At 65.3% G+C, this 21164-nt stretch carries 21 protein-coding genes; 12 read left to right on the plus strand and 9 right to left on the minus strand.

Annotation, left to right across the window (positions count from 1 at the left end; genetic code table 11):
- Nucleotides 1–53 precede the first annotated feature (53 nt).
- From DY468_RS24815 to DY468_RS18400, 4 genes are all read left to right on the plus strand, one after another.
- The gene (locus DY468_RS24815) at nucleotides 54–413 is read left to right on the plus strand and encodes a type II toxin -antitoxin system TacA 1-like antitoxin (RefSeq protein WP_246701029.1); all 360 of its coding nucleotides are present in this window, start codon (nucleotides 54–56) and stop codon (nucleotides 411–413) included.
- A complete protein-coding gene (locus DY468_RS18395; RefSeq protein ID WP_246701030.1) occupies nucleotides 410–787 on the plus strand; it encodes a GNAT family N-acetyltransferase in 378 nt (125 codons plus the stop codon). Before DY468_RS24815 ends, DY468_RS18395 begins: the two co-directional genes overlap by 4 nt.
- Before the next feature lie 121 nt (nucleotides 788–908).
- A complete protein-coding gene (locus tag DY468_RS24945) occupies nucleotides 909–1043 on the plus strand; it encodes a hypothetical protein (RefSeq protein ID WP_283808788.1) in 135 nt (44 codons plus the stop codon).
- Nucleotides 1044–1114: 71 nt separating this feature from the next.
- On the plus strand, nucleotides 1115–2278 hold the full coding sequence (locus DY468_RS18400; RefSeq protein ID WP_164606236.1) for a DUF3095 domain-containing protein: 1164 nt from the start codon (nucleotides 1115–1117) through the stop codon (nucleotides 2276–2278).
- Here DY468_RS18400 and DY468_RS18405 read toward each other — a convergent pair.
- Together DY468_RS18405 and DY468_RS18410 are read right to left on the minus strand one after the other, a co-directional pair.
- The gene (locus DY468_RS18405) at nucleotides 2275–2718 is read right to left on the minus strand and encodes a DUF2147 domain-containing protein (protein WP_164606237.1); all 444 of its coding nucleotides are present in this window, start codon (nucleotides 2716–2718) and stop codon (nucleotides 2275–2277) included. The two genes, DY468_RS18400 and DY468_RS18405, sit on opposite strands and share 4 nt — an antisense overlap.
- A 131-nt stretch (nucleotides 2719–2849) precedes the next feature.
- Nucleotides 2850–4223, minus strand: coding sequence for an MATE family efflux transporter (locus DY468_RS18410; protein WP_164606238.1), 1374 nt, complete (start codon nucleotides 4221–4223; stop codon nucleotides 2850–2852).
- A 272-nt stretch (nucleotides 4224–4495) separates the two neighbouring features.
- On the opposite strand from DY468_RS18410, the gene DY468_RS18415 reads away from it, so the two are divergent.
- From DY468_RS18415 to crcB, 3 genes are all read left to right on the plus strand, one after another.
- Complete coding sequence (locus DY468_RS18415; RefSeq protein ID WP_164606239.1) at nucleotides 4496–5731, plus strand: MFS transporter; 1236 nt, start codon at nucleotides 4496–4498, stop codon at nucleotides 5729–5731.
- Nucleotides 5732–5929: 198 nt separating this feature from the next.
- Nucleotides 5930–6526, plus strand: a complete 597-nt coding sequence (locus DY468_RS18420; protein ID WP_164606240.1) for a superoxide dismutase — start codon at nucleotides 5930–5932, stop codon at nucleotides 6524–6526.
- 151 nt (nucleotides 6527–6677) lie between these two features.
- The gene (gene crcB, locus DY468_RS18425) at nucleotides 6678–7052 is read left to right on the plus strand and encodes a fluoride efflux transporter CrcB (protein ID WP_164606241.1); all 375 of its coding nucleotides are present in this window, start codon (nucleotides 6678–6680) and stop codon (nucleotides 7050–7052) included.
- A gap of 62 nt (nucleotides 7053–7114) precedes the next feature.
- Here the strand turns inward: crcB and DY468_RS18430 are convergent, their stop codons facing one another.
- The gene (locus DY468_RS18430) at nucleotides 7115–7852 is read right to left on the minus strand and encodes an AraC family transcriptional regulator (protein ID WP_234822343.1); all 738 of its coding nucleotides are present in this window, start codon (nucleotides 7850–7852) and stop codon (nucleotides 7115–7117) included.
- Between the two features lie 421 nt (nucleotides 7853–8273).
- Between DY468_RS18430 and DY468_RS18435 the strand changes: the two genes are divergently transcribed.
- Both DY468_RS18435 and DY468_RS18440 read left to right on the plus strand, forming a co-directional pair.
- Nucleotides 8274–8564, plus strand: coding sequence for a hypothetical protein (locus tag DY468_RS18435; protein WP_246701031.1), 291 nt, complete (start codon nucleotides 8274–8276; stop codon nucleotides 8562–8564).
- Between the two features lie 19 nt (nucleotides 8565–8583).
- Nucleotides 8584–9219, plus strand: coding sequence for a pyridoxamine 5'-phosphate oxidase family protein (locus DY468_RS18440; protein ID WP_164606243.1), 636 nt, complete (start codon nucleotides 8584–8586; stop codon nucleotides 9217–9219).
- Nucleotides 9220–9509: 290 nt separating this feature from the next.
- Here the strand turns inward: DY468_RS18440 and DY468_RS18445 are convergent, their stop codons facing one another.
- Together DY468_RS18445 and DY468_RS18450 are read right to left on the minus strand one after the other, a co-directional pair.
- A complete protein-coding gene (locus DY468_RS18445) occupies nucleotides 9510–10004 on the minus strand; it encodes a CinA family protein (protein ID WP_164606244.1) in 495 nt (164 codons plus the stop codon).
- A 117-nt stretch (nucleotides 10005–10121) separates the two neighbouring features.
- Nucleotides 10122–10865 (minus strand): sulfite exporter TauE/SafE family protein, encoded by a 744-nt coding sequence (locus tag DY468_RS18450; RefSeq protein ID WP_164606245.1) that lies wholly within the window; start codon nucleotides 10863–10865, stop codon nucleotides 10122–10124.
- A 144-nt stretch (nucleotides 10866–11009) separates the two neighbouring features.
- Between DY468_RS18450 and DY468_RS18455 the strand changes: the two genes are divergently transcribed.
- A complete protein-coding gene (locus tag DY468_RS18455; RefSeq protein WP_164606246.1) occupies nucleotides 11010–12797 on the plus strand; it encodes an acyl-CoA dehydrogenase family protein in 1788 nt (595 codons plus the stop codon).
- A 168-nt stretch (nucleotides 12798–12965) separates the two neighbouring features.
- Nucleotides 12966–14054 (plus strand): Zn-dependent alcohol dehydrogenase, encoded by a 1089-nt coding sequence (locus tag DY468_RS18460; protein WP_164606247.1) that lies wholly within the window; start codon nucleotides 12966–12968, stop codon nucleotides 14052–14054.
- A gap of 279 nt (nucleotides 14055–14333) precedes the next feature.
- Here DY468_RS18460 and DY468_RS18465 read toward each other — a convergent pair whose 3' ends face one another.
- From DY468_RS18465 to DY468_RS18480, 4 genes are all read right to left on the minus strand, one after another.
- Nucleotides 14334–15803 (minus strand): amidase, encoded by a 1470-nt coding sequence (locus DY468_RS18465; protein ID WP_164606248.1) that lies wholly within the window; start codon nucleotides 15801–15803, stop codon nucleotides 14334–14336.
- Between the two features lie 406 nt (nucleotides 15804–16209).
- Complete coding sequence (gene tolA, locus DY468_RS18470; RefSeq protein WP_164606249.1) at nucleotides 16210–17061, minus strand: cell envelope integrity protein TolA; 852 nt, start codon at nucleotides 17059–17061, stop codon at nucleotides 16210–16212.
- Between the two features lie 121 nt (nucleotides 17062–17182).
- Entirely contained in the window at nucleotides 17183–18736 is a 1554-nt protein-coding gene (locus DY468_RS18475) for an acyl-CoA synthetase (protein WP_164606250.1), read from the minus strand.
- Nucleotides 18737–18960: 224 nt separating this feature from the next.
- Entirely contained in the window at nucleotides 18961–20136 is a 1176-nt protein-coding gene (locus tag DY468_RS18480) for an acetyl-CoA C-acetyltransferase (protein WP_164606251.1), read from the minus strand.
- 144 nt (nucleotides 20137–20280) lie between these two features.
- Between DY468_RS18480 and DY468_RS18485 the strand changes: the two genes are divergently transcribed.
- On the plus strand, nucleotides 20281–20958 hold the full coding sequence (locus DY468_RS18485) for a TetR family transcriptional regulator (RefSeq protein ID WP_164606252.1): 678 nt from the start codon (nucleotides 20281–20283) through the stop codon (nucleotides 20956–20958).
- The last annotated feature ends 206 nt before the right edge of the window (nucleotides 20959–21164 follow it).

The following is a 21164-nucleotide window of genomic DNA, read 5'->3' on the forward strand; positions in this document are numbered from 1 at the left end:
CGTTCTAATACCGTGCCGTTCTAAACTGTCCGGGTCAGCCGCAAGGATGCGCGATGCTCGAAGCTGGAACCGAGCGCTCGCGTAACAGTCTGGGCGAGGTCGTTCGCATGAAATTGGTTGAAACGGCGGAGATCGTGATTTTCAGTCGCAGCGTCGTCACCATTCCTGGGAAGAATTGGGAAACGTTCGAGAGCTGGCTGGCGCCCCCGCCAGAGCCAAATCCGTCTTTGCAGAAGTTGGCGAGGCTTGAAGCCGACCTGGGATCGCAAGGTGCCTGCGTTCGCGAACGCGCCGCGCCGCTGTCCGAAGCGGACGACCGCGGCGGGTTCGATTGCGGACAAGAGTCGTTGAATGCTTGGTTCGGCACGCATGGGCGAACCACGTCAGCGGGGCGTAGCGGGTCAACGTCATGACCGCCCCAGAATCACACCAGATCATCGGATATGTGACGCTGAGCGCATGTCAGACCGAAGGGGTCTATCTGCCGAAGCCGCAGCAGCGCAACCAGCCCGATCCGGTCCCGGTCTTGCTGCTGGGCCGGCTCGCGGTGAACAAAGCTCATCAAGGTCAGGGGCATGCCGCTTCATTACTGCAGTTTGCGTTGAAGTCGGCGCTGCGTGCCGCTGAGATCGTGGGATGTGTCGGCGTGGTCACCCATCCGCTCGAGGACGGTGTCCGCGGGTTCTATGCGCGTTGGGGTTTCAGGGATCTGCCGTTTGATCCTCGGCGTGCGATGGTCATTCGGATGTCTGAGCTGAAACAGCATTTTGGCATCGCGATCGGATGAGCGCCTCCCGCCATCACCTCCCGGCTTGATCCTCCCGCTCCCGATCTGATCTAACGGGCGCGACATCAGCCGCCGGCGCGCGCTACTCTTGCGGCGGCTGGCGGTGAACCGGACATCTGACGTGAAATCGCTTGGCATCATCTTTCTGCTGGCCGTGGCTGTGTTCGCCTACGGGCTGTATTCGGACATCGCGCTGACGCGCTGTGCGCGCGGGACGATCACGGCGGCGCTCGGCTTGTGCTCGGGCAGCGACTGACCTCGGCCGTTCGCAGCCGATCGGGTTTGCGGACGTAACTCATCGGCATCAATCGAGGAGGGGCGGGCGGCATGAGCGCAGGCGACAGCGGCGGATTTTACCAGAGTGTCGCGGTGTTTCGCGGCTTCCGCAGCCTGATGGATCCTGCCCTCTACGCGCCGCTGCCGGACGATTGGAGCATCGGCGTGGCCGATATCGTCGATTCAACCCGCGCGATCGCCGAGCGGCGCTACAAGTCGGTCAACATGGCCGGGGCGGCGGTGATCGCGGCGGTGACCAACGCGCTTGAAGGGCGCGAATTCCCGTTCGTGTTCGGCGGCGACGGGGCCGGCTTTGCGGTGGCGCCTGCAGATCTGGCTGCGGCCCGTGACGCGCTGGCCGCGACCGCGGCCTGGGTTCGCGACGAACTCGGCCTGTCGATGCGGATCGCGCTGGTGCCGGTTGCAGCGATCCGCGCCAAGGGGCTCGAGGTTCGCGTCGCGCGGTTCGCGCCATCGCCGCACGTCAGCTACGCGATGTTCGCCGGTGGCGGTCTCGGCTGGGCGGAAGCGGCGATGAAGCGCGGCGAGTTTTCGATTCCGGCGGCGCCGCCTGGCACCGCGCCGGACCTCTCCGGCCTGTCGTGCCGGTTCGAGGAAATGCCGGCCCGACGCGGCGTGATCCTGTCGGTGCTGATCATGCCGATGGCGCAGACCGATCCCGCGGCGTTCCGCACCTTGATCGAGGACATCGTGTCGCTGATCGAGCGCAGCCCCGAGGCGGGCAGGCCGGTGCCCCGCGAAGGACCGGGATTACGCTGGCCGCCGCAGGGCCTCGATCTCGAAGCGCGTGCCGAGCGCGGCGGATCGCTGACGCTGCGCCGCGCCGGCCTGCTGGTCCGGACGCTATTTAGTTATTTGATCATCCGCCTCGGTATCACGGTGCGCGGCTTCGTGCCGCGACGCTATCTGGCCGAGTTGGTGGATAATTCCGACTTCCGCAAATACGACGACGGACTGCGCATGGTGGTCGACTGCGCGCCGGAGCTGGCCGACGTGCTGGAGCAGAAGCTGGCCGCTGCGGCGGTCGCAGGCGTTGCGCGCTACGGCGTGTCGCGGCAGCAGGCGGCGATGGTGACCTGTTTTACGCCCTCGGCGATGCGCAGCGATCACGTCCACTTCATCGACGGTGCCGGCGGGGGCTATGCGTCCGCCGCCCTGGCTTTGAAGGGAATGCCCGAAAAGGCGATCGCTTAGCGCGTCAGCGTCCAGGTTTCGCCGCCGCACAGGGTGCCGACACAGCCCTCGACCAATAATGTCGTCGGGCCGGTGTGCGAGATGCTGCTCTGGTAGGTTTTGCCGTCGTCGGCGTTGTAGATGTGGCCGCTCCATTTGCCCTGCGACACCGGGCGCATGTCGCCGAAGATCTGCAGGCCGATGATCGGCCGCGAGGCGAGCTGCGGATCGGCGTTCTTGTCGTCGACCTGCGGCTTCCCGGTGTTCGGATCGATCGGCGTCTTCAGCCAGACGATGCTACCGCACAGCGCGTTGCCGCAGCTCTTGATCCGGACCTTGGCGTCGCCGGCCTGGGTCAGCCAGGTGCCCTGCGGGCCGGCCGACTGGGCCATCGTTGCGGCGGGCGACAGCGACACCAGGGCAACCAGGGCAGCAACGACGAAACCGGACCGAAAGGTCATTCGATATCTCCAAACAATACGTGTGGGAGCCGCGAACAACATTCAGAAGCAGTGCGGCGGGCGGTTGGATAGCAGAGCGCCCGATTCGTGCAATCGTATGACCCTTGCTGCGCGCTGGGGATAATTCCGATTCACTTGACCCAGCGTGTCAGATGGACCGCGGCGGCGCTGCCGAGGCCGTAGACCACCATCGCGGCCGCCACCATCGCGAACATCGCTGAAGCAGGGGCGCCGAAGGCGACCAGCGCCGAGCCGCCAACGGCGACCAGCACCAGCCTCGCGGTCGCGGCCAGCACCGGCCCACCGACCTTGGCGGCGCCCTGGCTGGCGAAATACAGCGTCACGCCGAGGCCGAAGAAGCCGAAGCCCGGGCCGGCGAGGCGGAAATATGCATGCGCCGCCGCGGTGACGGCCGGGTCGGCGGTGAACAGCGACACCCACAGCGCCGGCCAGATCGCCAGCACAGCGCCGACCGCTCCGACGATCACGGCCGACACCACGCCGGCGGTCCAGGCCACCCGCCGTGCACGCGCCACGTCACCGGCGCCGATCGCCATCCCGACCATCGGGATCGAGGCGACGCCGACCGCGAACGCGATCGGGATCAGGAGAAATTCCAGGCGCGAGCCGATGCCGTAGCCGGCGAGCGTGGTGGTGCCGTAGCTCGCCAGCACCTTGGTGAAGATCAGGATCGTCAGCACCGATTGCAGCGGCGCGAGGCAGGCGAGGGCGCCGACCTTGAGGATGTCGACGAAGATCGGCCGCTGCAGGCTGAACGAGCGCAGTTGCAGCCGCAGCCGGCTGCGGCCGGTGCCGAGATAGATCAGCAGAAACAGCGCGCCGAGCGTGAAGGCGACGGCCTGACCGGAGGCGACGCCGGGCATGCCGAGCCGCGGCATGCCGAACAGGCCGAGTCCGAACGTACCGCCGATCACCACCTGCAGAGCTGCGACGCCGAGCAGTACTGCTGCCGGCAGGATCATGTCGCCGGTGCCGCGCAGAATCGAAGCCAGCGTGTTCACCAGCCAGATCGACACCGCCGCCGAGAACAGCACCACCGAATAGCTGCAGGCTTGTTCCAGCACTTCGCCGCGGCCACCGAGTAGCGCGAACAGCGAGCGGCCGAACGTCAGCACCACCAGCGAGAACACCAGGCCGCCGCCGATCCCGATCAGGATCGCGTGCAGTGCCAACACGCCCGCGCGGAGCGGGTCGCCGGCGCCGAGCGCGCGGCTGATCGCCGACGAGACCCCGCCGCCCATCGCGCCGGCGGACATCATCTGCGTCAGCATCGCGAACGGAAACACCAGCGCGATCGCCGCCAACGGCTCGGTGCCCAGCCGGCCGATGTAGGACGTCTCTGCAACCGCCACCAAGGCGGTGCCGAGCATCGCAATAGTGTTCGGCGTCGCCAGCCGCAGCAGCGTCGGCAGGATTGGTGCGGTCAGCAGCCGGTTCGGCGGCGGAGCGGGGCGCGACGTGTCGGCCGGTGCCTCGATGGTCATCTGATCGCTCCCCGGATGCCGCCTTGGATGCGCCGGCGGTCTTTTGTATGATGATCGAAATACAATAAGCGCAGACGCCGATCGGGCACAAGTGCCGTGGCATTGCGCGCTGCGCGGGCGCGGCGGCGTTTCGCGCAGGTCTCGTGGGCGCGCGGGGGCAGGCCCCACCCCTGCATCTTGCGCAGAACCTGGATACCGAGGGGATGGATGGTCAAATCTCCCAAACCAGGGCATGAATGCAGACAAATATTCTCCCGGGAAGGAATTCGCTCATGAAGGCTGCTCAGCTCAGCCCGTTTCAGCGCTGGTCGATCCTGATCGGCGCCTCGGTTCTGCTCAGCCTGGCCATGGGCATGCGGCAGAGTTTCGGGCTGTTTCAGCCCTCGGTGATCCGCGATGTCGGTATCACCAGCGCCGACTTCTCTTTCGCCACAGCGCTGCAGAATATCATCTGGGGTGTCACCCAGCCGATGGTTGGGCTGCTCGCCGATCGCTACGGCACCCGCTGGGTGATGCTGGGCGGCGTCCTCGTCTACGCGGCCGGTCTGGTGCTGATGATGGTGGCCGACTCGGCGCTGATGTTCACACTCGGCTGCGGCGTGTGCGTCGGCATTGCGCTGTCCTGCACCGCCTCCAGCATGACCATGACGGTGACCTCGCGCACGGTTTCGCCGGCCAAGCGCAGCGTCGCGATGGGCGCGGTGTCGGCCGCGGGCTCGCTCGGCCTGGTGCTGGCCTCGCCGCTGGCGCAGACGCTGATCTCGACCGCCGGCTGGCAGATGGCGCTGATCGGCTTCCTCGGCCTCGCCGCCGCGATGCTGCCGTCGGCGCTGTTCGCCGGCCGTGCCGACAAGCTGGAGATCGACAAGGCCGACGACGTCAAGCAGTCGGCAGGCGAGGTGGTGCAGGCCGCGCTCGGCCACTCCGGCTTCGTGGTGATGGCGCTCGCGTTTTTCGTCTGCGGTCTGCAGCTGGTGTTCATCACCACGCATCTGCCGAACTATCTGGCGATCTGCGGCCTCGATCCGTCGCTCGGCGCTTCGGCTCTGGCGGTGATCGGGCTGTTCAACGTGTTCGGGTCCTACGCATTCGGTTGGCTCGGCGGCAAGTTTCCGAAGCAGTATCTGCTCGGCGGCATCTACATCGTGCGCTCGCTGACGGTCGCAGCGTATTTCTACTTCCCGGCCTCGGCGACCACGACCATCGTGTTCGCCGCCATCATGGGCTCGCTGTGGCTCGGGGTGATTCCGCTGGTCAACGGCCTGGTCGTGCAGCTTTTCGGGCTGCGCTACATGGCGACGCTGACCGGCATCGCCTTCCTCAGCCATCAGGTCGGCTCGTTCCTCGGCGCCTGGGGCGGCGGGGTGATCTACGACCACCTCGGCAATTACGACCGCGCCTGGCAGGCCGCGGTGCTGATCGGCCTGATCGCCGGCTGTGCCCAGATGCTGATGAACGTCCGCCCGCCAGCTAGGCGCGAGGAGCTGGTGGTGCCGGTGACCGCCTGAGCGTGCAGCGGGCCGCCGCAGCCCGCGGCGGTAGCATCGCCCACCTGCGGTAAGCTGTTCATGTCGCAGCGGTATCGGCTTCGGCGCCGCCACTGCGACACGCTGTTGCAAGTTAGAATAGATATTGGGTCCAGGCTGGGAACCTTTTATAAGGGTTCCCGTTAAGACGACGTCCCCCACCCATCGTGGAAATGAATCATGACCTTCACGCTTCCCGAATTGCCGTATGCCTACGACGCCCTGCAGCCGTACATGTCGAAGGAGACGCTGGAATATCACCACGACAAGCACCATCAGGCGTATGTCACCAACGGCAACAACCTGCTGAAGGGCACCGAATTCGAGGGCAAGTCGCTCGAGGAGGTGGTCAAGGGCTCGTTCAATAAGAACGCCCCGTTGTTCAACAACGCCGCCCAGCACTACAACCACATCCACTTCTGGAAGTGGATGAAGCCGAACGGCGGCGGCAGCAAGCTGCCCGGCGCGCTGGCCAAGAAGATCGACGAAGACCTCGGCGGCTTCGAGAAGTTCAAGACCGATTTCGCCGCCGCCGGTGCCGGCCAGTTCGGCTCGGGCTGGGCCTGGCTGTCGGTCAAGGGCGGCAAGCTCGAGATCTCCAAGACTCCGAACGGCGAGAATCCGCTGGTTCACGGCGCCACCCCGATCCTCGGCGTCGACGTCTGGGAGCACTCCTACTACATCGACTATCGCAACAAGCGCCCGGACTACCTGAAGGCGTTCATCGAGAACTTGATCAACTGGGAGTACGTCGAGGAGATGTACTCGAAGGCCTGATCGGCGCAGTTCGATCACGACATCGAAAAGGCGGTCGCGGTGCGGCCGCCTTTTCTTTTGGCAGCCGCGCCCGGCGATGCGGCTTGCGGTCGCACCCGTGCTGCTGCAAGAACGAAGTCAGGGCGACGATCGGATACGGAGCAATTCTCGAATGGCCTATCTCGTGGTGTTCGTGGGCGGCGGGCTCGGGGCGATGTTTCGCCACTTCATCAACACGTTCAGCGGCCGGCTGCTCGGCACTGCGTTTCCCTATCACACCTTCTTCATCAACGTGACCGGCTCGATCGTGATGGGGCTGATCGCCGGCTACTTCGCCTTCAAGGGCGGCTCGTCGCAGCACGTCCGGCTGTTCCTGATGACCGGCATCCTCGGCGGCTACACCACATTCTCGGCATTCTCGCTCGACGCGGCGCTGCTGTACGAACGCGGCGCGGTCGGGCTCGCGGTGCTCTACGTGCTCGGCTCGGTGGTGCTGGCGATCGCCGGCCTGTTCGCCGGCATGGCTCTGATCCGCGCGATGACTTGAGTTTCTTCGTCATTGCGAGCGAAGCAATCCAGCTTGGAGCGTTTTCGAGCGATCTGAGGACGTCAGCGCAGCGCCACCTCCTGATCCGTCCAACGAAGATAGTGTCGCGGTGCTGCGCCAAGCTCGCGCTTGAACATCGCGGCGAAGGCACTTGGACTATCGTAGCCGACGTCGAGCGCGACGCCGGTCACAGTTTCGCCTGCTCCGAGACGTGCCAAGGCTTCCAAAAGTCGCACGCGCTGCCGCCAGCCTGAAAAGCTCTGGCCAGTCTCTCGGCGGAATAACCGGGTTAGCGTCCGGCGGCTGAGGCCGCATTTGTCGGCCCAGTGGTCAAGAGTGAGGTTTGACGACGGATCGACCAGCACCGCCTTGCAGATCTCGGCAAGGCGTGGGTCCGGCGGCACCTGCACGTGCAGCGTCACCTCCGGCATCCGCGCGATCTCGGTGAGGAGAAATTCGACGAGCGTGCCGTCGCGTCCATTCTGGTCGTAGATCTCAGGTATGCGCACGGCCTCGTCCATCAGCGCTTCGACCAGCGACGAGGCGCGGATCAGGCGGCACGTATCGGAGGCCTTCCGCTCGCGATTCGGCGTGACGTAGATCGTCTGCGCCTCGACCTCACCCCAGGCACGCGATTGATGCACGACGCCGGCAGGAATCCACAAGCCATGACCGGGCGGCACGACGAAATGACCACGTTCGGTCATCATGGCGGTTACACCCGTGATCTGCAGGATGAACTGGTCGCGCCGATGCAAGTGACGTGTGCTGGTGCTCTCGTTCGGATAGGTGGCCGTCATCGCGGCGACCGGTCGCGCAATGGTCTGAAGGTGTCCCGCACAATTTGCGGCTGCTACTGGGCCTTCCTGCCTGCGGTAGGGGCGCAATTCAGCAGTGTCTTTTCGCCGCGTTGCGACTTTCATGGGTCGTGAACTCCCGATCCGTGGCGCTTTCGCAGCGCTCTCATGCATCTTCCGGGCCAGACATGGCCCGATCGCGATGATTGTTGTCCCCGATCAGGTAGCGCGGGACAGGGCATCCGGCAACAATACCGGCGCCCACATCATTCGCCGAACCCGGATGCGGGCTTCGCGAAGTCAATATCATGTCGATATGCGACCACGGAGAGCTCCATGAACAGACGCGAATTCACCTAGGCCATGCTGACCGCCACCGCCGCCATCCTCTTCGGCATCTCGCGCGCAGCCGGCCAGACCCGCGGTGGAGCGCTCAACACCATCTCCAGCCCTAGCCGCCGCTGCTGATCACTTCATTCAACCAGCAGCAACCTACGCTGACGCTCGGCGGCAACGTCTGACCAGCTTCTCGTCGACCGCCCTGACTGACGCCCGCTTCTACGGCCTCGATTTCGGTGTTCCGGCGTTCTGCTTCGGTGCCACGATGGAAGGAGCGCATGGCTTCAACGAGCGCGTCGATTTCGCTTCGGTGAAGCGAGTCGCAAAGGCGCTCGCACTATTCACCGCGAGCTGGTGCGGTATCGAGCCGGCATAACTCAGAGGGAAGTTCGTGAATGGACAGCCAGGGTGCAGGCGGGAAGCCGTCGATCAAGTCGCAGGACGATCTTCGCGCGCATTTCGGGCAGTTGAGCCCGCTCGCGGAGAAAAAGGTTCTCAACCATCTCGACACGTTTTGCCGGGACTTCATCGCGCTGTCGCCGTTCCTCGTTCTTGCGACTAACGATGGTAACGGCCATGCCGACGCAAGCCCACGGGGCGATGCGCCCGGCTTCGTCGCCGTGCTCGACGACAAGACGTTGTTGATCCCCGACCGGCGCGGCAATAACCGCGTCGATACGTTCGGCAACATCATCGCCTCGCCCGGAATCGGGCTCATTTTCCTTGTGCCGGGTATCAACGAGACCCTGCGGGTCAACGGCCGCGCCGAGATATCGCAGGATGCGGAACTGCTGACGCCGCTGGCGGTGCAGAACGTTGTCCCCATCATTGGGCTCAAGATCCATGTCGAGGAAACTTATTTCCACTGCGGCAAGGCTCTCATGCGCTCGAAGCTGTGGAATCCAGCCACACAGGTCGAGCGGAACAGCTTTCCGACGCTTGGCCGGATCATTGCCGAACAGACCGCTGCCATCGAGGTTGCAGATGCCGAGAAGGCGATGGAAGAAGCTTACCGTACCAGGCTTTACTGAGGATGACGACGTCATGCCGGCGTCGTCTCGTAATCGAACGACGCGCCAGCGCGTTTCCCGCCAGAACGTTGAGTGGCGACGCGGGCCATGGCGCAGCTTCGAGGCCGTCGAGTTGCCACCCTGGAATGGGTCGACTGGCTCGACAACCGAAGGCTCCTTGAGGGCCGCAGCTTCGAGCGAATGCCGGGCGAAGCGCAGCCCTTATCGGCGAGCCCTGGGAGTGAGGCCGTCCCGTGCGGGTCAATGACGTGGAACATCACGGATTTAAATCGGCCGGCTTCGAGCTTGCGTCACCCGATCGGTGTCATCATTCGCAGCAAAAACGACAGCGCGGTCGAGGCGAACACGTGCATGTTGTCTAGCCGGTCGGCGCTGGCGGTCTCCAGCGTCATCACCGCCTGCGCGGGGCCGGCGACCGCGATGCAGGTGTGGCCGGCGGCGTCGCCGTAGCGATTGCCCGACGGGCCGGCCGCGCCGGTCTCCGACAGCGCCCAATCGGCGCCGAGCCGCGCGCGGATCTGCTTCGCCAGCAGCTCGGCATAAGGCTCGGAGGACGACCGGACGCCCTCCACCTTCATGTCGGCATCGGGAATGTCCATCAGCACTCGCCGTGCCTGCCGCGTATAGACCACCGCCGAGCCGAGGAAATACGCCGAGGCGCCGGGTACCGCGAGCAGCGCCGCCGAGATCAGACCGCCGGTCGAGGATTCCGCCACCGCGATGGTCTGCTTCTGCGCGATCAGCCTGAGCGCGACCTTTTCGGCCACCGGCAGCAATTCCCGCATTACCGATCTCCTCTGTGCTACCTGCGTCGCCTTTGGCGGGACGAATCGACACATGATCGACTGTACTTGATCGGAAGCCGTGCCAGCGGGCAAACCGAATGTGAGCCGGCCGGCCGCTCAGCGCAGTCCGGCGAAGCTGCTCCACACCAAACTGGCGCCGGATAGAAACAGCAGCGCCAGCACCACATTGCGGAACGAGCGATCGCTCAGCGCGTGATAGGTCTTGGCGCCGAGCCAAGCGCCCAGCAGGATGGCCGGCAACGCCAGCAAGGCCGCATAAAGGACGTCACGCGTGACGAGGCCGTGCGCGGTCTGCAGCGCCAGCGCAGCGATCAGCACGGTGGAGTTGAATGCCTGAAACACGCCGCGGCGTTGATGTTTGTCCCAGCCGCGAACGCTCGCCCATAGGATCGGCGGCGGGCCGGACAGTCCGGCGAAGCCACCCATCACGCCGCCGATCCAGCCGATCACACCATCCATCCAGCGGCCGCCGAAGCTCAGCGCCATCGGTGGGGTGAAGTACAAAGCCGGTGGAAAGATCAGCAGGAACAGGCCCACGAACAGTTTGAAGCCCCACGGATCGGCATAGGCCACCAGCACGCTGCCCGGGATCACCCCGGCGAGCCCGCCGATCAGGAAGGGAGTGACTAGCTTGAAATCGATATGCTGCCACACCATCCGCATCGTCGAGGCCTGCGAGGCCATCGAGCACAACAGCACCAGCGGCACCGCGATCGTCGGCGGGAAGACGTAGAGCCAGAACCCGAGCGACACCAGCGCCAGGCCGAATCCTGAAAGACCGGAGACGAACCCGCCGCACAGCGCGCCGGCAATCAGGATGATGAGAGTGGTCAGGTCCATCGGTGTCGATGCGGTTGCGCAATTCCGTCGGGCGGAACCCGTCGCGCGTCCTTCGATGATTGGGGTGGCGGGCAGCTTTGTGCTGGCTGATGATCGGGCTTATAGCATCTGACAGGCCCGAAAGAACCAAAACAAGAGTTGCTCATGCTGGCAGGAAACAAACAAGCCGTCGCGCCCGCGGCGCGTCCCGGCAACGCCGCTAATCTGATCGCGCCCGACACTACCGGCCTCAACTTCTATCGCGCCGATCCGTCGCTGTCCGATCTGCTCCGCATCCATCTGCCCAAACCGCTGGTCGATCACATCGACCCGCATCTCGACGCGCTCGGCGGGCTTGCCGGCGGCCGGCTCGACGAGTGTGCGCGGCTCGCCGACCGCCACACGCCGATCCTGCATCAGCGCGACCGGTTCGGCCGCGACGCCCAACATGTCGAGTATCACCCGGCGTATCGCGAGCTCGAGAACGCCGCGTTCGGCACCTTCGGCATACACGCGCTGTCGCACCGCAAGGGCATCATGGGCTGGCCGGAGACTTATCCGGTGACCGCCAAGCACGCCTTCACGCTGCTGTTCAACGAGACCGAGTTCGGCATGGGCTGCCCGATCAACGTCACCGACGGCTGCGCCAAGCTGCTGTCGAAATTCGGCAGCGACGAATTGAAGGCGAAGTATCTCGACGGTCTGACCCAGACCGACATGAGCAAGCTGACCCAAGGCGGTCAGTTCATGACCGAGAAGGAGGGCGGCTCCGACGTCGGAACGCTGACCTCGGTGGCGGTGCCGGAAGGCGATCACTGGCGGCTGTATGGCGAGAAGTGGTTCTGCTCCAACGCCGACGCCAAGGTGGTGATGCTGCTGGCGCGGCCCGAAGGCGCCGGCCCCGGCACCCGCGGCGTCGGTCTGTTTCTGATGCCGCGCGTGCTCGACGACGGCACGCCCAATCACTACCGGATCGTCCGTCTGAAGGACAAGCTCGGCACCCGCTCGATGGCGTCGGGCGAGATCAAGCTCGAAGGCGCGATCGCCTACGCGGTTGGCAAGCTCGACCGCGGCTTCGTGCAGATGGCCGAGATGGTGAACTCATCGCGGCTGTCGAACGGCGTGAAGTCGACCGCCTTGATGCGGCGCGCCTGGCACGATGCGATCACGGTGGCGAAAAACCGCGTGGTGTTCGGCAGCTGCATCATCGACCTGCCGCTGGCGCGGCGGCAATTGATGAAGATCCTGCTGCCGACCGAGCAGGGCATGTCTATCAGCTTCCTCACCGCCGACGCGCTCGACCGCGCCGAGGGCGGCAGCCAGGACGCCGCGGCGCTGCTGCGCATCCTCACCCCGACGCTGAAATTCCGTGCCACCCGCGATGCGCGCAAAGTCTGCGGCGACGCGCTCGAGATGCGCGGCGGCATCGGTTATGTCGAAGAGTTCGCCACCGCGCGCCTGCTGCGCGACGCGCATCTCGGCTCGATCTGGGAAGGCACCGGCAACATCGTGGCGATCGATGCGCTGAAGCGCGCGATCGGCCGGCATGGTGCGGAGTCGGCGCTCGCCGCCGATCTGCATGCCCGGCTCGACGATGCGGCGCGCGTGCCGCAGGCCTGGCGCGACCGGCTGCGCGGATTGATCGACAAGTCGATCGATTTTGCTCGCGAGGTCGCGCGTGGCGCGGGTAACGAGGCAGACGCCCGCCGCGCAACTAGCGCGCTGTATCATGTCGCCAGCGCGGTGGCGTTCGCCTGGGAAGGCGCGAAGATCGAAGCGATGCGCGGCGATGCCCGCCGCGTGCTGCTGTCGCGGCTCGCCGTCGAGCATCGGCTGTATCAGCCCGATCCGTTCGCCGCTCAGGACGGTAAGCTCGAACTCGCGATCGCCGATCACCTGCTCGGCGACCGCGCCGCCACCATGGACGAGATCGCGCCGCTATTGACGGCGTAAGCTAAAGGCAATGCCTTCCCCCGTCATTGCGAGCGTAGCAAAGCTTCCAGCTTCGTGCACTGAGCCCCTGGATTGCTTCGCCTTCGGCTCGCAATGACGTGGAGAGGCTGGAAGGAACGACCAACCGACAACAAACAGCAAATAAGCCAACAACCAAGGGAAACGCCGATGAAAGCCGCCGTGCTGCACGAAGTGAATCAGCCGATGACGATCGAGGAGATCAGCCTGCAGAAGCCGGGTCCGCGCGAAGTGCTGATCCGGACCGCGGTGGCCGGGCTGTGTCATTCCGATCTGCATTTCATGGAAGGGCTGTATCCGCATCCGCTGCCGGCGGTGCTCGGTCACGAGTCGGCGGGTATCGTCGAGCAGGTCGGCTCCGACGTCACCTATGTGCAGCCGGGCGATCACGTCGTCACCTGCCTGTCGGTGTTCTGCGGCACCTGCGACAATTGCTCGACCGGCCGGCCGGTGCTGTGCACCGACACGACGGTGAAGATGCTGCCGGGCGTGTCGAACCGGCTGAGCTGGGCGCGCTCGGAGAAGCTCAATCAGTTTCTCAACCTGTCGTCGTTCGCCGAGCAGATGCTGGTGCACGAGAACGCCATCGTGAAGATCCGCCGCGACATGCCGCTCGATCTCGCGGCGCTGATCGGATGCGGCGTCATCACCGGTTACGGCGCGGTCGCCAACACCGCCAAGGTGGCACCGGGCGAGACCGTCGCGGTGATCGGCTGCGGCGGCGTCGGCATGGCGGCGATCAACGGCGCCGAGATCGCCGGCGCCGGCCGGATCATCGCGATCGACACCAATCCGGCCAAGCTGCAGCTCGCCACCAAGCTCGGCGCTACCGACGTGGTCGATCCTGCGAACGGCGATGTGGTGCAGCAGGTGCGCGAGCTGACCAAGGGCGGCGTGCATCACGCCTTCGAGGTGCTGGGCCGCAAAGAGACCGCCGAGCAGGCGTTCGCGATGCTGGCGCCGGGCGGCACCGCCACCATCGTCGGCATGATCCCGTTCGGCCAGAAGATCGAGCTGCACGGCTTCGACTTCCTGCGTGAGCGCAAGATCCAGGGCTCGTCGATGGGCTCCAATCACTTCCGGGTCGACATGCCGCGGCTGGTCGACTTCTACCTGCGCGGCCGGCTGCACCTCGAGGACTGGATCTCGGCCAAGCTGAAGCTGTCCGAGATCAACGACGGCTTCGCCGCGATGAAGGCCGGCAAGACGGTGCGCAGCGTGATCATGTTCGACGCGTAGCAATCCGTTCGCCTGTTCACGGAGCGCGCGCAACGGGCGCAGCCTCATGGTGAGGAGGCGCGCAGCGCCGTCTCGAACCATGCGCCACAGGTCGCGCGTGGCCTCATCCTTCGAGACGCCCGGCTTTGCCGGGCTCCTCTGGATGAGGATTCAGTGCGCATGGAAAGAGCCACATCACATCGGTTGGGTCGACGATCCGCGATCACCGACGGATCGTGATCACCGACCTGTCGAAGATCGATGGATCGCCGGGCAAGCCCGGCGATGATGCCATCGCACTTAGTCCGCGAACAGCGGCGGCGGAGTGAAGCCGCCGAATTCGCGTTCGATCAGTTCGGCCAGCTTCAGTGGCGTGCGGTCTTCCAGCCACGGGCCGACGATCTGCACGCCGACCGGCAGGCCGTCCGCCAGGCCGAGCGGAATCGCCGTCGAGGGCAGGCCGGGCAGGGTGGCGATGCCGGGCCAGACAAGCTGATCGACATAAGGATGCGACTGGCCGTCGATGTCGATGCGGCGCTCTTCCTGCGGCTCGTGGTGGTCCTGCACGTAGGCCGGGGTCGGCATCACCGGGCAGATCACCGCGTCGAACGATTTGAACAGGGCGTGCCATTGCGCCCGCAGCCCGGTGCGACGGGAATCGGCGATCACCCAGTCGCGGTGGCTGAGCACGATGCCGCGCAGCCGCTCGGCGGCGAGGCTGTCGTCCTTGGCGTCGAGCCCCGCCGCCATCGCCTGCGCGCCGGCATAGAGGTCCGGGGCGAAGCCGGCGGCCAGGAACGACAGCAGCATCCGCATATACACGCGCGTGGTCTCGGTGAGGTCCGGGAGCAGCGGCGAGGAGCGGGTGACGCTGACGCCGGCTTTGGCGAGGTTCGCAGCCAGCGTCTCCAGCGCGCCGCCCACCGCCTTGCCGGTCGGCAGCAGCGGGTGCTGGTCGAGCAGCAGCACGCGGTAATCCTTCAGCGCGGTGTGCCGGGCCGGCGGCAGGTCGAGCCGGTAGGCGATGCCGTCGAAGGTCGGGTCGGGGCCGGCGATCACGTCGAGCAGCAGCGCCAGGTCGGCGGCTGAGCGCGCCATCGGCCCGATCACCGACAGGTCGCGGTTGGACGGCAGCGGCGGTAGCCCCGGCGGGGTATGGCCGCGCGCCGGGCACAGCGCGAAGGTCGGCTTGTGGGCGTAGACGCCGCAATGGAACGCCGGCACCCGCAGCGAGCCGCCGATATCCGAGCCGAGCGACAGCGCGCCATAGCCGGCGGCGAGCGCGGCCGACGAGCCGCCGGACGAGCCGCCGGGGGTGCGCGACAGATCGAACGGGTTGTTGGTGGTGCCGTAGATCTCGTTGTAGCTCTGCCAGTCGGCGAGCGCGACCGGCACGTTGGTCTTGCCGAGGATCACGCCGCCGGCAGCCTTGACACGCTCGATCGCCAGCGCGTCGTGCTCCGCCACGAAGTCCTTCTGATCGACGAAGCCCCAGGTGGTCGGCAGGCCGGCGACGTTGAAGCTCTCCTTCACGGTCATCGGTATCCCGAGCAGCGGCTGCTGCTCGCCGCGCGCGAGCGCCTGATCGGCGGTACGGGCGCTCTGCAGCGCGCGGTCGAAGTCGCGCACGCAGACCGCATTGACCTCGCCATCGTACCGCTCGATCCGCCCAATCGCGTCTTGTGCGAGTTCGAAGGCGGAGACCTGTTTGGTGGTGAGGGCTTTGGTGAGGTCGGTGACGGTCGCGAAGCTCCAGGGCGACGAGGGCAAGATCGCAGACTCCAAATTCGAGTGGCAGGGCGTCGGGGAGCTTAGTCGGTTCTCACGCGCGCGGTAGCGCCTTGCCGCCGTATTCCTGCGATGCACCTGCAATCGTCGCGATGATTTCCGTGGAGCGAGATATTCTTGACCTGCGTCAAAGATCGTTGCACGAATTGTCTATTCGATACTCGCATGAGTGGTGCACGCCGAGGCTCAGCGATTTGCGGACGCGAGCGGCAGCCCGATCAGCGGAGTGATCGTCGCCGGTGAGGCGGAACGGTCGCGACAGGATGAATTTCCGCCAGCCGGCGAAACGTCGGCGCTGCGGCGGACCGAGTCTCCCTTGACTTAAAGCTCCGGCGGTTCCGGAGCTTTCTTTATGTCGGGCGGCCGAAATCGGCTGCGGAGCGTTGCTTCAGCCGCGGAAATCCTGCGGCGTGAAGCCGATGTCGAGCACCCGCCATTCCCGATATTTGTCGGCCGGCAGCATGGTGTAGGGCTGGCAGGCTTCGAGCGCCGCGATGGCCCCTTTCATCAATGCCGGCCCCTTGGCCGAAGCGCTGGCCTCGATTAGGAACGGCTCCTGGGCGAGCCGGCCGTCCGGCGTCAGCCCGACCCGGATCACGATCTTGACGTTGTCTGATGGCGACAAGCCCGCCGGCAGCGCGGCGCAGGCTTTCAGCCGTTTGCGCAGCGCCGCGACCGCTTCGGCGCTGATGTTGGCGACGGTCTCGGCCGGTGCATCGAAGCCGCCGCCTTCGGCCGGCAGGCCGAGCGCTACCGAGTACTTGACGGTGATGTCCGGCTCCTGAGCAATCGCAGGAGGGAACGGCGCAGGCGGAGCTGCCTGCGGCACAGGCTGAGATGGCGGGGCGGGCTGCTGTTGCGGAGGAGCCGCTGGTGCCTGCGCGCTCTGTTGCGGCGGCTGCGGAGCTGGAGCTGGCGGCTTGGCTTCGGCCGGTTGCTGTTTCGCGGAGGCCTGCTGTTGCGGCTTGGGCTCCTCGGTCGGTGTCGGCGACACCTCGAAATTCGGCGTGGGTTGCTCGGCAGGCTTCGGCGCTGGCTCCTTCTCCGGCGCCGGCGGCGGGGCTTCGTCCGCGGTGACCACCTCGACCTCGATCCGCTGCTCCGGCACGTCGGCGAACGGATGCACCTCGGCAAACATCAGCACCGCGCCGACCAGCGCGACATGGGTCAGCACCGAGACGGCGGCGCCGGCACGGTGGGGAGAGGGAGTGGACGGAATCTGATCACGACGAAGCCGCATTGCCCGGCAGCATAGCGCGCCACGACGACGGTGCGGAGTCGTTCTTGGCCTGCGGGGTGCATGGCCGGGCGCGACATCCCCGTCGCCAGGCGGCGGGGATGCGCAATTGATACGGAACCGCTCAGGCGGTCGCCGCCGCCTTGTTCTGCGCCGGCCAGTACCGATCCTTGAGGTGCCGCTTGACCAGCTTGCCGGTCGGGGTGCGCGGCAGCTCGGCCTCGAAGTCGACCGAACGCGGGCACTTGATCGGCGACAGCCGTTCGCGGCAGAACGCCATCAGCTCGGCCGCGCGTTCGGCGCTGGGGGCGGCGCCGTCGCGGAGCTGCACCACCGCCTTGACCTCTTCGCCCATCTCGGCGTTCGGCACGCCGAACACCGCGACGTCGGCGACGTCCGGATGGGTCAGCAGCACGTCCTCGGTCTCCTGCGGGTAGATGTTCACGCCGCCGGAGATGATCATGTAGCTCTTGCGGTCTGTGAGATACAGGAAGCCCTCGTCGTCGAGATAACCGACGTCGCCGAGCGTCGACCAGCCTTTCTCGTTATAGGCCTTCTTGGTCTTGTCCGGATCGTTGTGATAGCTGAACGACGGCGCGTCGGCGAAGTACACGGTACCGATCTCGCCGACCGGCTGCTCCTCGCCCTCGTCGTCGAGGATCTTGATGGTCCCGACCACCGCCTTGCCGACCGTGCCGCGATGCGCCAGCCATTGCTGCGAGGTCGAGACCGTGACGCCGTTGCCTTCGGAGCCGGCGTAGTACTCGATCAGGATCGGTCCCCACCACTCGATCATCTTGGCCTTGACGTCGACCGGGCAGGGCGCGGCGGCGTGGATCGCGCCCTTCAGCGACGATACGTCGTAGCGGCTGCGGACCTCGTCGGGCAGCTTCAGCATGCGCACGAACATCGTCGGCACCAACTGCGACTGCGTCACTTTGTACTTCTCGACCAGCGCCAGGAACTGCTCGGCGTCGAAATGCTCCATGATGATCGAGGTGCCGCCGAGCGTGGTCGCCATCATGTTGAAGCGCAGGGGAGCTGCGTGATACAGCGGCGCCGGCGACAGATAGATGCTGTTCGCGTTCATGCCGCACATCTTCTCGCACAACAGGCGCAGGAACGGGCTCGGCACGTCGATGGCGTTGCCTTCGAATTCGCGCTTGATACCCTTCGGCCGGCCGGTGGTGCCGGAGGAGTACAGCATGTCGTAGCCGGCGACTTCGTCGGCGATCGGCGTGACCGGCTGTGCGGCGGTTTCCTGCTCCCACGAGCGGAAGCCGGTGATCGGCGGATCGACCATGTAGTACAGCGGCGCGCCCGGCGCATCCGACAGCAGCGACTTCATCGTTTCGCTGCCCTGCGCGGAGGTGATCACCACCTTGGCGCCGCAGTCCTGCACGATGTAGCCGATCTCATCCTTGGTGAGATAGCGGCTGATCGCGGTGTAATACAGGCCCGCGCGCTGCGCCGCCCAGCAGATCTCCATGAACGCCAGCCGATTTTCCATCAGCAGTGCGATGTGATCGCCGGCCTTCAGCCCCAGCGACCGGAACAAATGCGCGCCCTGATTGGAGCGCTCATCGAGCTGCCGATAGGTGAGGGCCTGGCCGGTCGAAGCCATCCGGTAGGCGACTTTGTCGGGATTGGTCTTGGCGTGAATCGACGGATGGGTCATGGCAGTTTCCTCTTTGGTGATGCGGCGGATTGGCTCCGCTCTGCTTCGTCATTGCGAGGAGCGAAGCGACGAAGCAATCCAGAGTCCGGTGCAAGGGCCTGGATTGCTTCGCTTCGCTCGCAATGACGGCGAAAGTCTCTCGTTTCGGCGACTGACGATGGTCAGGCGCTGTGGGTCAGGGACGCGGTGCGACGCGGACGCCGCCCCCGCGTCCAAGTCGGGCCTTACAGCCGCTCGACGATGGTGACGTTGGCCATGCCGCCGCCTTCGCACATCGTCTGCAGGCCGTAGCGCTTGTTGTTCTGCTTCAGCGCATGGATCAGCGTGGTCATCAGCTTGGTGCCGGAGCCGCCGAGCGGATGGCCGAGCGCGATCGCGCCGCCGTTGACGTTGAGACGGGCCGGATCGGCGCCGGTCGCCTTCAGCCACGCGGTCGGGATCGAGGCGAACGCTTCGTTGACCTCGAACAGGTCGATGTCGTCGATCTTCATCCCGGCCTTCTTCAGCGCGTATTCGGTGGCGGGAAGCGGGGCTTCCAGCATGATCACCGGATCGCCGCCGCGCATCGTCATGTGGTGGACGCGTGCCAGCGGCTGCACGCCGAGTTGCTTCAGGCCCTTCTCGTTGACCACCACCACGCCGGAAGCGCCGTCGCAGATCTGGCTGGCGGTCGCCGCGGTCAGCTTGCCGCCGTTCTCGTTGATCAGCTTGACGCCCTTGATGCCGTCGAGCGTCGCGTCGAAGCGGATGCCTTCGTCGATCTGGTGGATGTCGGTCGAGCCGTCGGCGCGGGTGATCTCGAGCGGAATGATCTCGTCCTTGAACTTGCCTCCTTGCGTCGCGGCGATCGCGCGCTGGTGGCTGTTGAACGCGAACTCGTCGAGCTCGTCCTTCGACAAATTGTACTTGTTCGCGACCATCTCGGCGCCGACGAACTGGCTGAACTGGATGTTCGGGTAGCGCTCGTCCATCTTCGGGCTCTTGTAGTTGCCGAGCCCGGCCTTGGCGGCGAGGATGCTCGGCGAGCCCATCGGCACGCGGGTCATCGATTCGACGCCGGCGGCGATCACGATATCCATGGTGCCGGCCATCACCGCCTGTGCGGCGAAATGCAGCGCCTGCTGCGACGAGCCGCACTGGCGGTCGACCGAGGTGCCGGGCACGCTCTCCGGCAGCTTCGAGGCCAGCACCGCGTTGCGGCCGATATTGACGGCCTGCTCGCCGCCTTGGCCGACGCAGCCCATGATCACGTCTTCGATCTGATCCGGCGCGGCGCCCGAGCGGTCGACCAGCGCGTTGATGACGGAGGCTGCGAGATCGACCGGATGCCAGCCGGCCAAACGGCCACCCTTGCGACCGCCGGCAGTGCGTGCGGCGGCGACGATATAGGCCTCGGCCATGTGTTCTCTCCCTGTAATGGTTGTTGGGTATTGGTCTTTGGGTATTGGTCTTGGGTGGCGGCGATTTAAGTGGTGGGGACGGTTTTAGTCAATCGATCAATTAACGCTTGAGCCATGTCAAACGATGCTGTAAGTGCGATGGCAATGGCAGCGCATCTGAACCAGTCAACGGCTCCCAAGGCATCGGCGGCGAAAAGCCTGACCGCCGAGAAGTTGTTGGTTGCTGCAGGCGAATTGATGATCGAGCGCAACTCGGTCGAGATCTCGCTGGCCGACATTGCGCAGAAGTCGGGCGTCAACGCCGCTCTGGTGAAGTATCACTTCGGCAACAAGGACGGTCTGCTGCTGGCGCTGCTCGAGCGCGACGCCTCGAACGAGATGACCCATCTCGAATTCCTGCTGGCGCAGCCGCTGTCGCCGACCACCAAGATGAAGCTGCACATCGCCGGCATCATCAAGGCGTATCACCAGTTTCCGTATCTCAATCGGCTGATTCACTATCTGCTGCACGGGCAGAATCGTGACACCGCCGACGAGGTCACCAAATTCTTCGTCGGGCCGCTGCTCGATTTCCATCGCCGGCTGCTCGCCGAGGGCGTTGCCAGCGGCCATTTCTACGAAGTCGATCCGGTGCTGTTCTACACCACCCTGATTGGCGCCTGTGACCATCTGTTCTTTGGCCGGCAGACGATGATGCGCGCCGCCGGGGTTGGGCCGGTGACCGACGAGGTCTGTCGTTCCTATGTCGCCCATATCGAAAGAATCGTTCTCGGCGGGTTGCTGACGGCCAAGGCGCGTCGGCCGTCCGTCGCAGGATCATGAGCTAACAAAAAGAAGAAACCACCCCACCCAGACTCCAGAGGCCTTTCAATTACGACCCGGGACAAGCCAAGGAAATCCTAAAAACAACAATAACGCCCAAGGATCAGTTCACGGAACCTGCCCTCAAGAAGGTAGGCGGAATGGAGCTTCAGGCACCCCCGGGACATTGTTTGTGTCTCAATAACAAGAAAACGCCAGGAAACGCC

It is taken from the genome of Rhodopseudomonas sp. BR0M22, assembly GCF_010907035.1.
GTDB lineage: Bacteria > Pseudomonadota > Alphaproteobacteria > Rhizobiales > Xanthobacteraceae > Rhodopseudomonas.

What these genes read in the sequence shown, in the direction of transcription:
- DY468_RS24815 (WP_246701029.1), top strand. Translation starts at nt 54, where the DNA reads ATGCTCGAAGCTGGAACCGAGCGCTCGCGTAACAGTCTGGGCGAGGTC.
- DY468_RS18395 (WP_246701030.1), top strand. Translation starts at nt 410, where the DNA reads ATGACCGCCCCAGAATCACACCAGATCATCGGATATGTGACGCTGAGC.
- DY468_RS18400 (WP_164606236.1), top strand. Translation starts at nt 1,115, where the DNA reads ATGAGCGCAGGCGACAGCGGCGGATTTTACCAGAGTGTCGCGGTGTTT.
- DY468_RS18405 (WP_164606237.1), bottom strand. Translation starts at nt 2,718, where the DNA reads ATGACCTTTCGGTCCGGTTTCGTCGTTGCTGCCCTGGTTGCCCTGGTG.
- DY468_RS18410 (WP_164606238.1), bottom strand. Translation starts at nt 4,223, where the DNA reads ATGACCATCGAGGCACCGGCCGACACGTCGCGCCCCGCTCCGCCGCCG.
- DY468_RS18415 (WP_164606239.1), top strand. Translation starts at nt 4,496, where the DNA reads ATGAAGGCTGCTCAGCTCAGCCCGTTTCAGCGCTGGTCGATCCTGATC.
- DY468_RS18420 (WP_164606240.1), top strand. Translation starts at nt 5,930, where the DNA reads ATGACCTTCACGCTTCCCGAATTGCCGTATGCCTACGACGCCCTGCAG.
- crcB (WP_164606241.1), top strand. Translation starts at nt 6,678, where the DNA reads ATGGCCTATCTCGTGGTGTTCGTGGGCGGCGGGCTCGGGGCGATGTTT.
- DY468_RS18430 (WP_234822343.1), bottom strand. Translation starts at nt 7,852, where the DNA reads ATGACGGCCACCTATCCGAACGAGAGCACCAGCACACGTCACTTGCAT.
- DY468_RS18440 (WP_164606243.1), top strand. Translation starts at nt 8,584, where the DNA reads ATGGACAGCCAGGGTGCAGGCGGGAAGCCGTCGATCAAGTCGCAGGAC.
- DY468_RS18445 (WP_164606244.1), bottom strand. Translation starts at nt 10,004, where the DNA reads ATGCGGGAATTGCTGCCGGTGGCCGAAAAGGTCGCGCTCAGGCTGATC.
- DY468_RS18450 (WP_164606245.1), bottom strand. Translation starts at nt 10,865, where the DNA reads ATGGACCTGACCACTCTCATCATCCTGATTGCCGGCGCGCTGTGCGGC.
- DY468_RS18455 (WP_164606246.1), top strand. Translation starts at nt 11,010, where the DNA reads ATGCTGGCAGGAAACAAACAAGCCGTCGCGCCCGCGGCGCGTCCCGGC.
- DY468_RS18460 (WP_164606247.1), top strand. Translation starts at nt 12,966, where the DNA reads ATGAAAGCCGCCGTGCTGCACGAAGTGAATCAGCCGATGACGATCGAG.
- tolA (WP_164606249.1), bottom strand. Translation starts at nt 17,061, where the DNA reads ATGCGGCTTCGTCGTGATCAGATTCCGTCCACTCCCTCTCCCCACCGT.
- DY468_RS18475 (WP_164606250.1), bottom strand. Translation starts at nt 18,736, where the DNA reads ATGACCCATCCGTCGATTCACGCCAAGACCAATCCCGACAAAGTCGCC.
- DY468_RS18480 (WP_164606251.1), bottom strand. Translation starts at nt 20,136, where the DNA reads ATGGCCGAGGCCTATATCGTCGCCGCCGCACGCACTGCCGGCGGTCGC.
- DY468_RS18485 (WP_164606252.1), top strand. Translation starts at nt 20,281, where the DNA reads ATGGCAGCGCATCTGAACCAGTCAACGGCTCCCAAGGCATCGGCGGCG.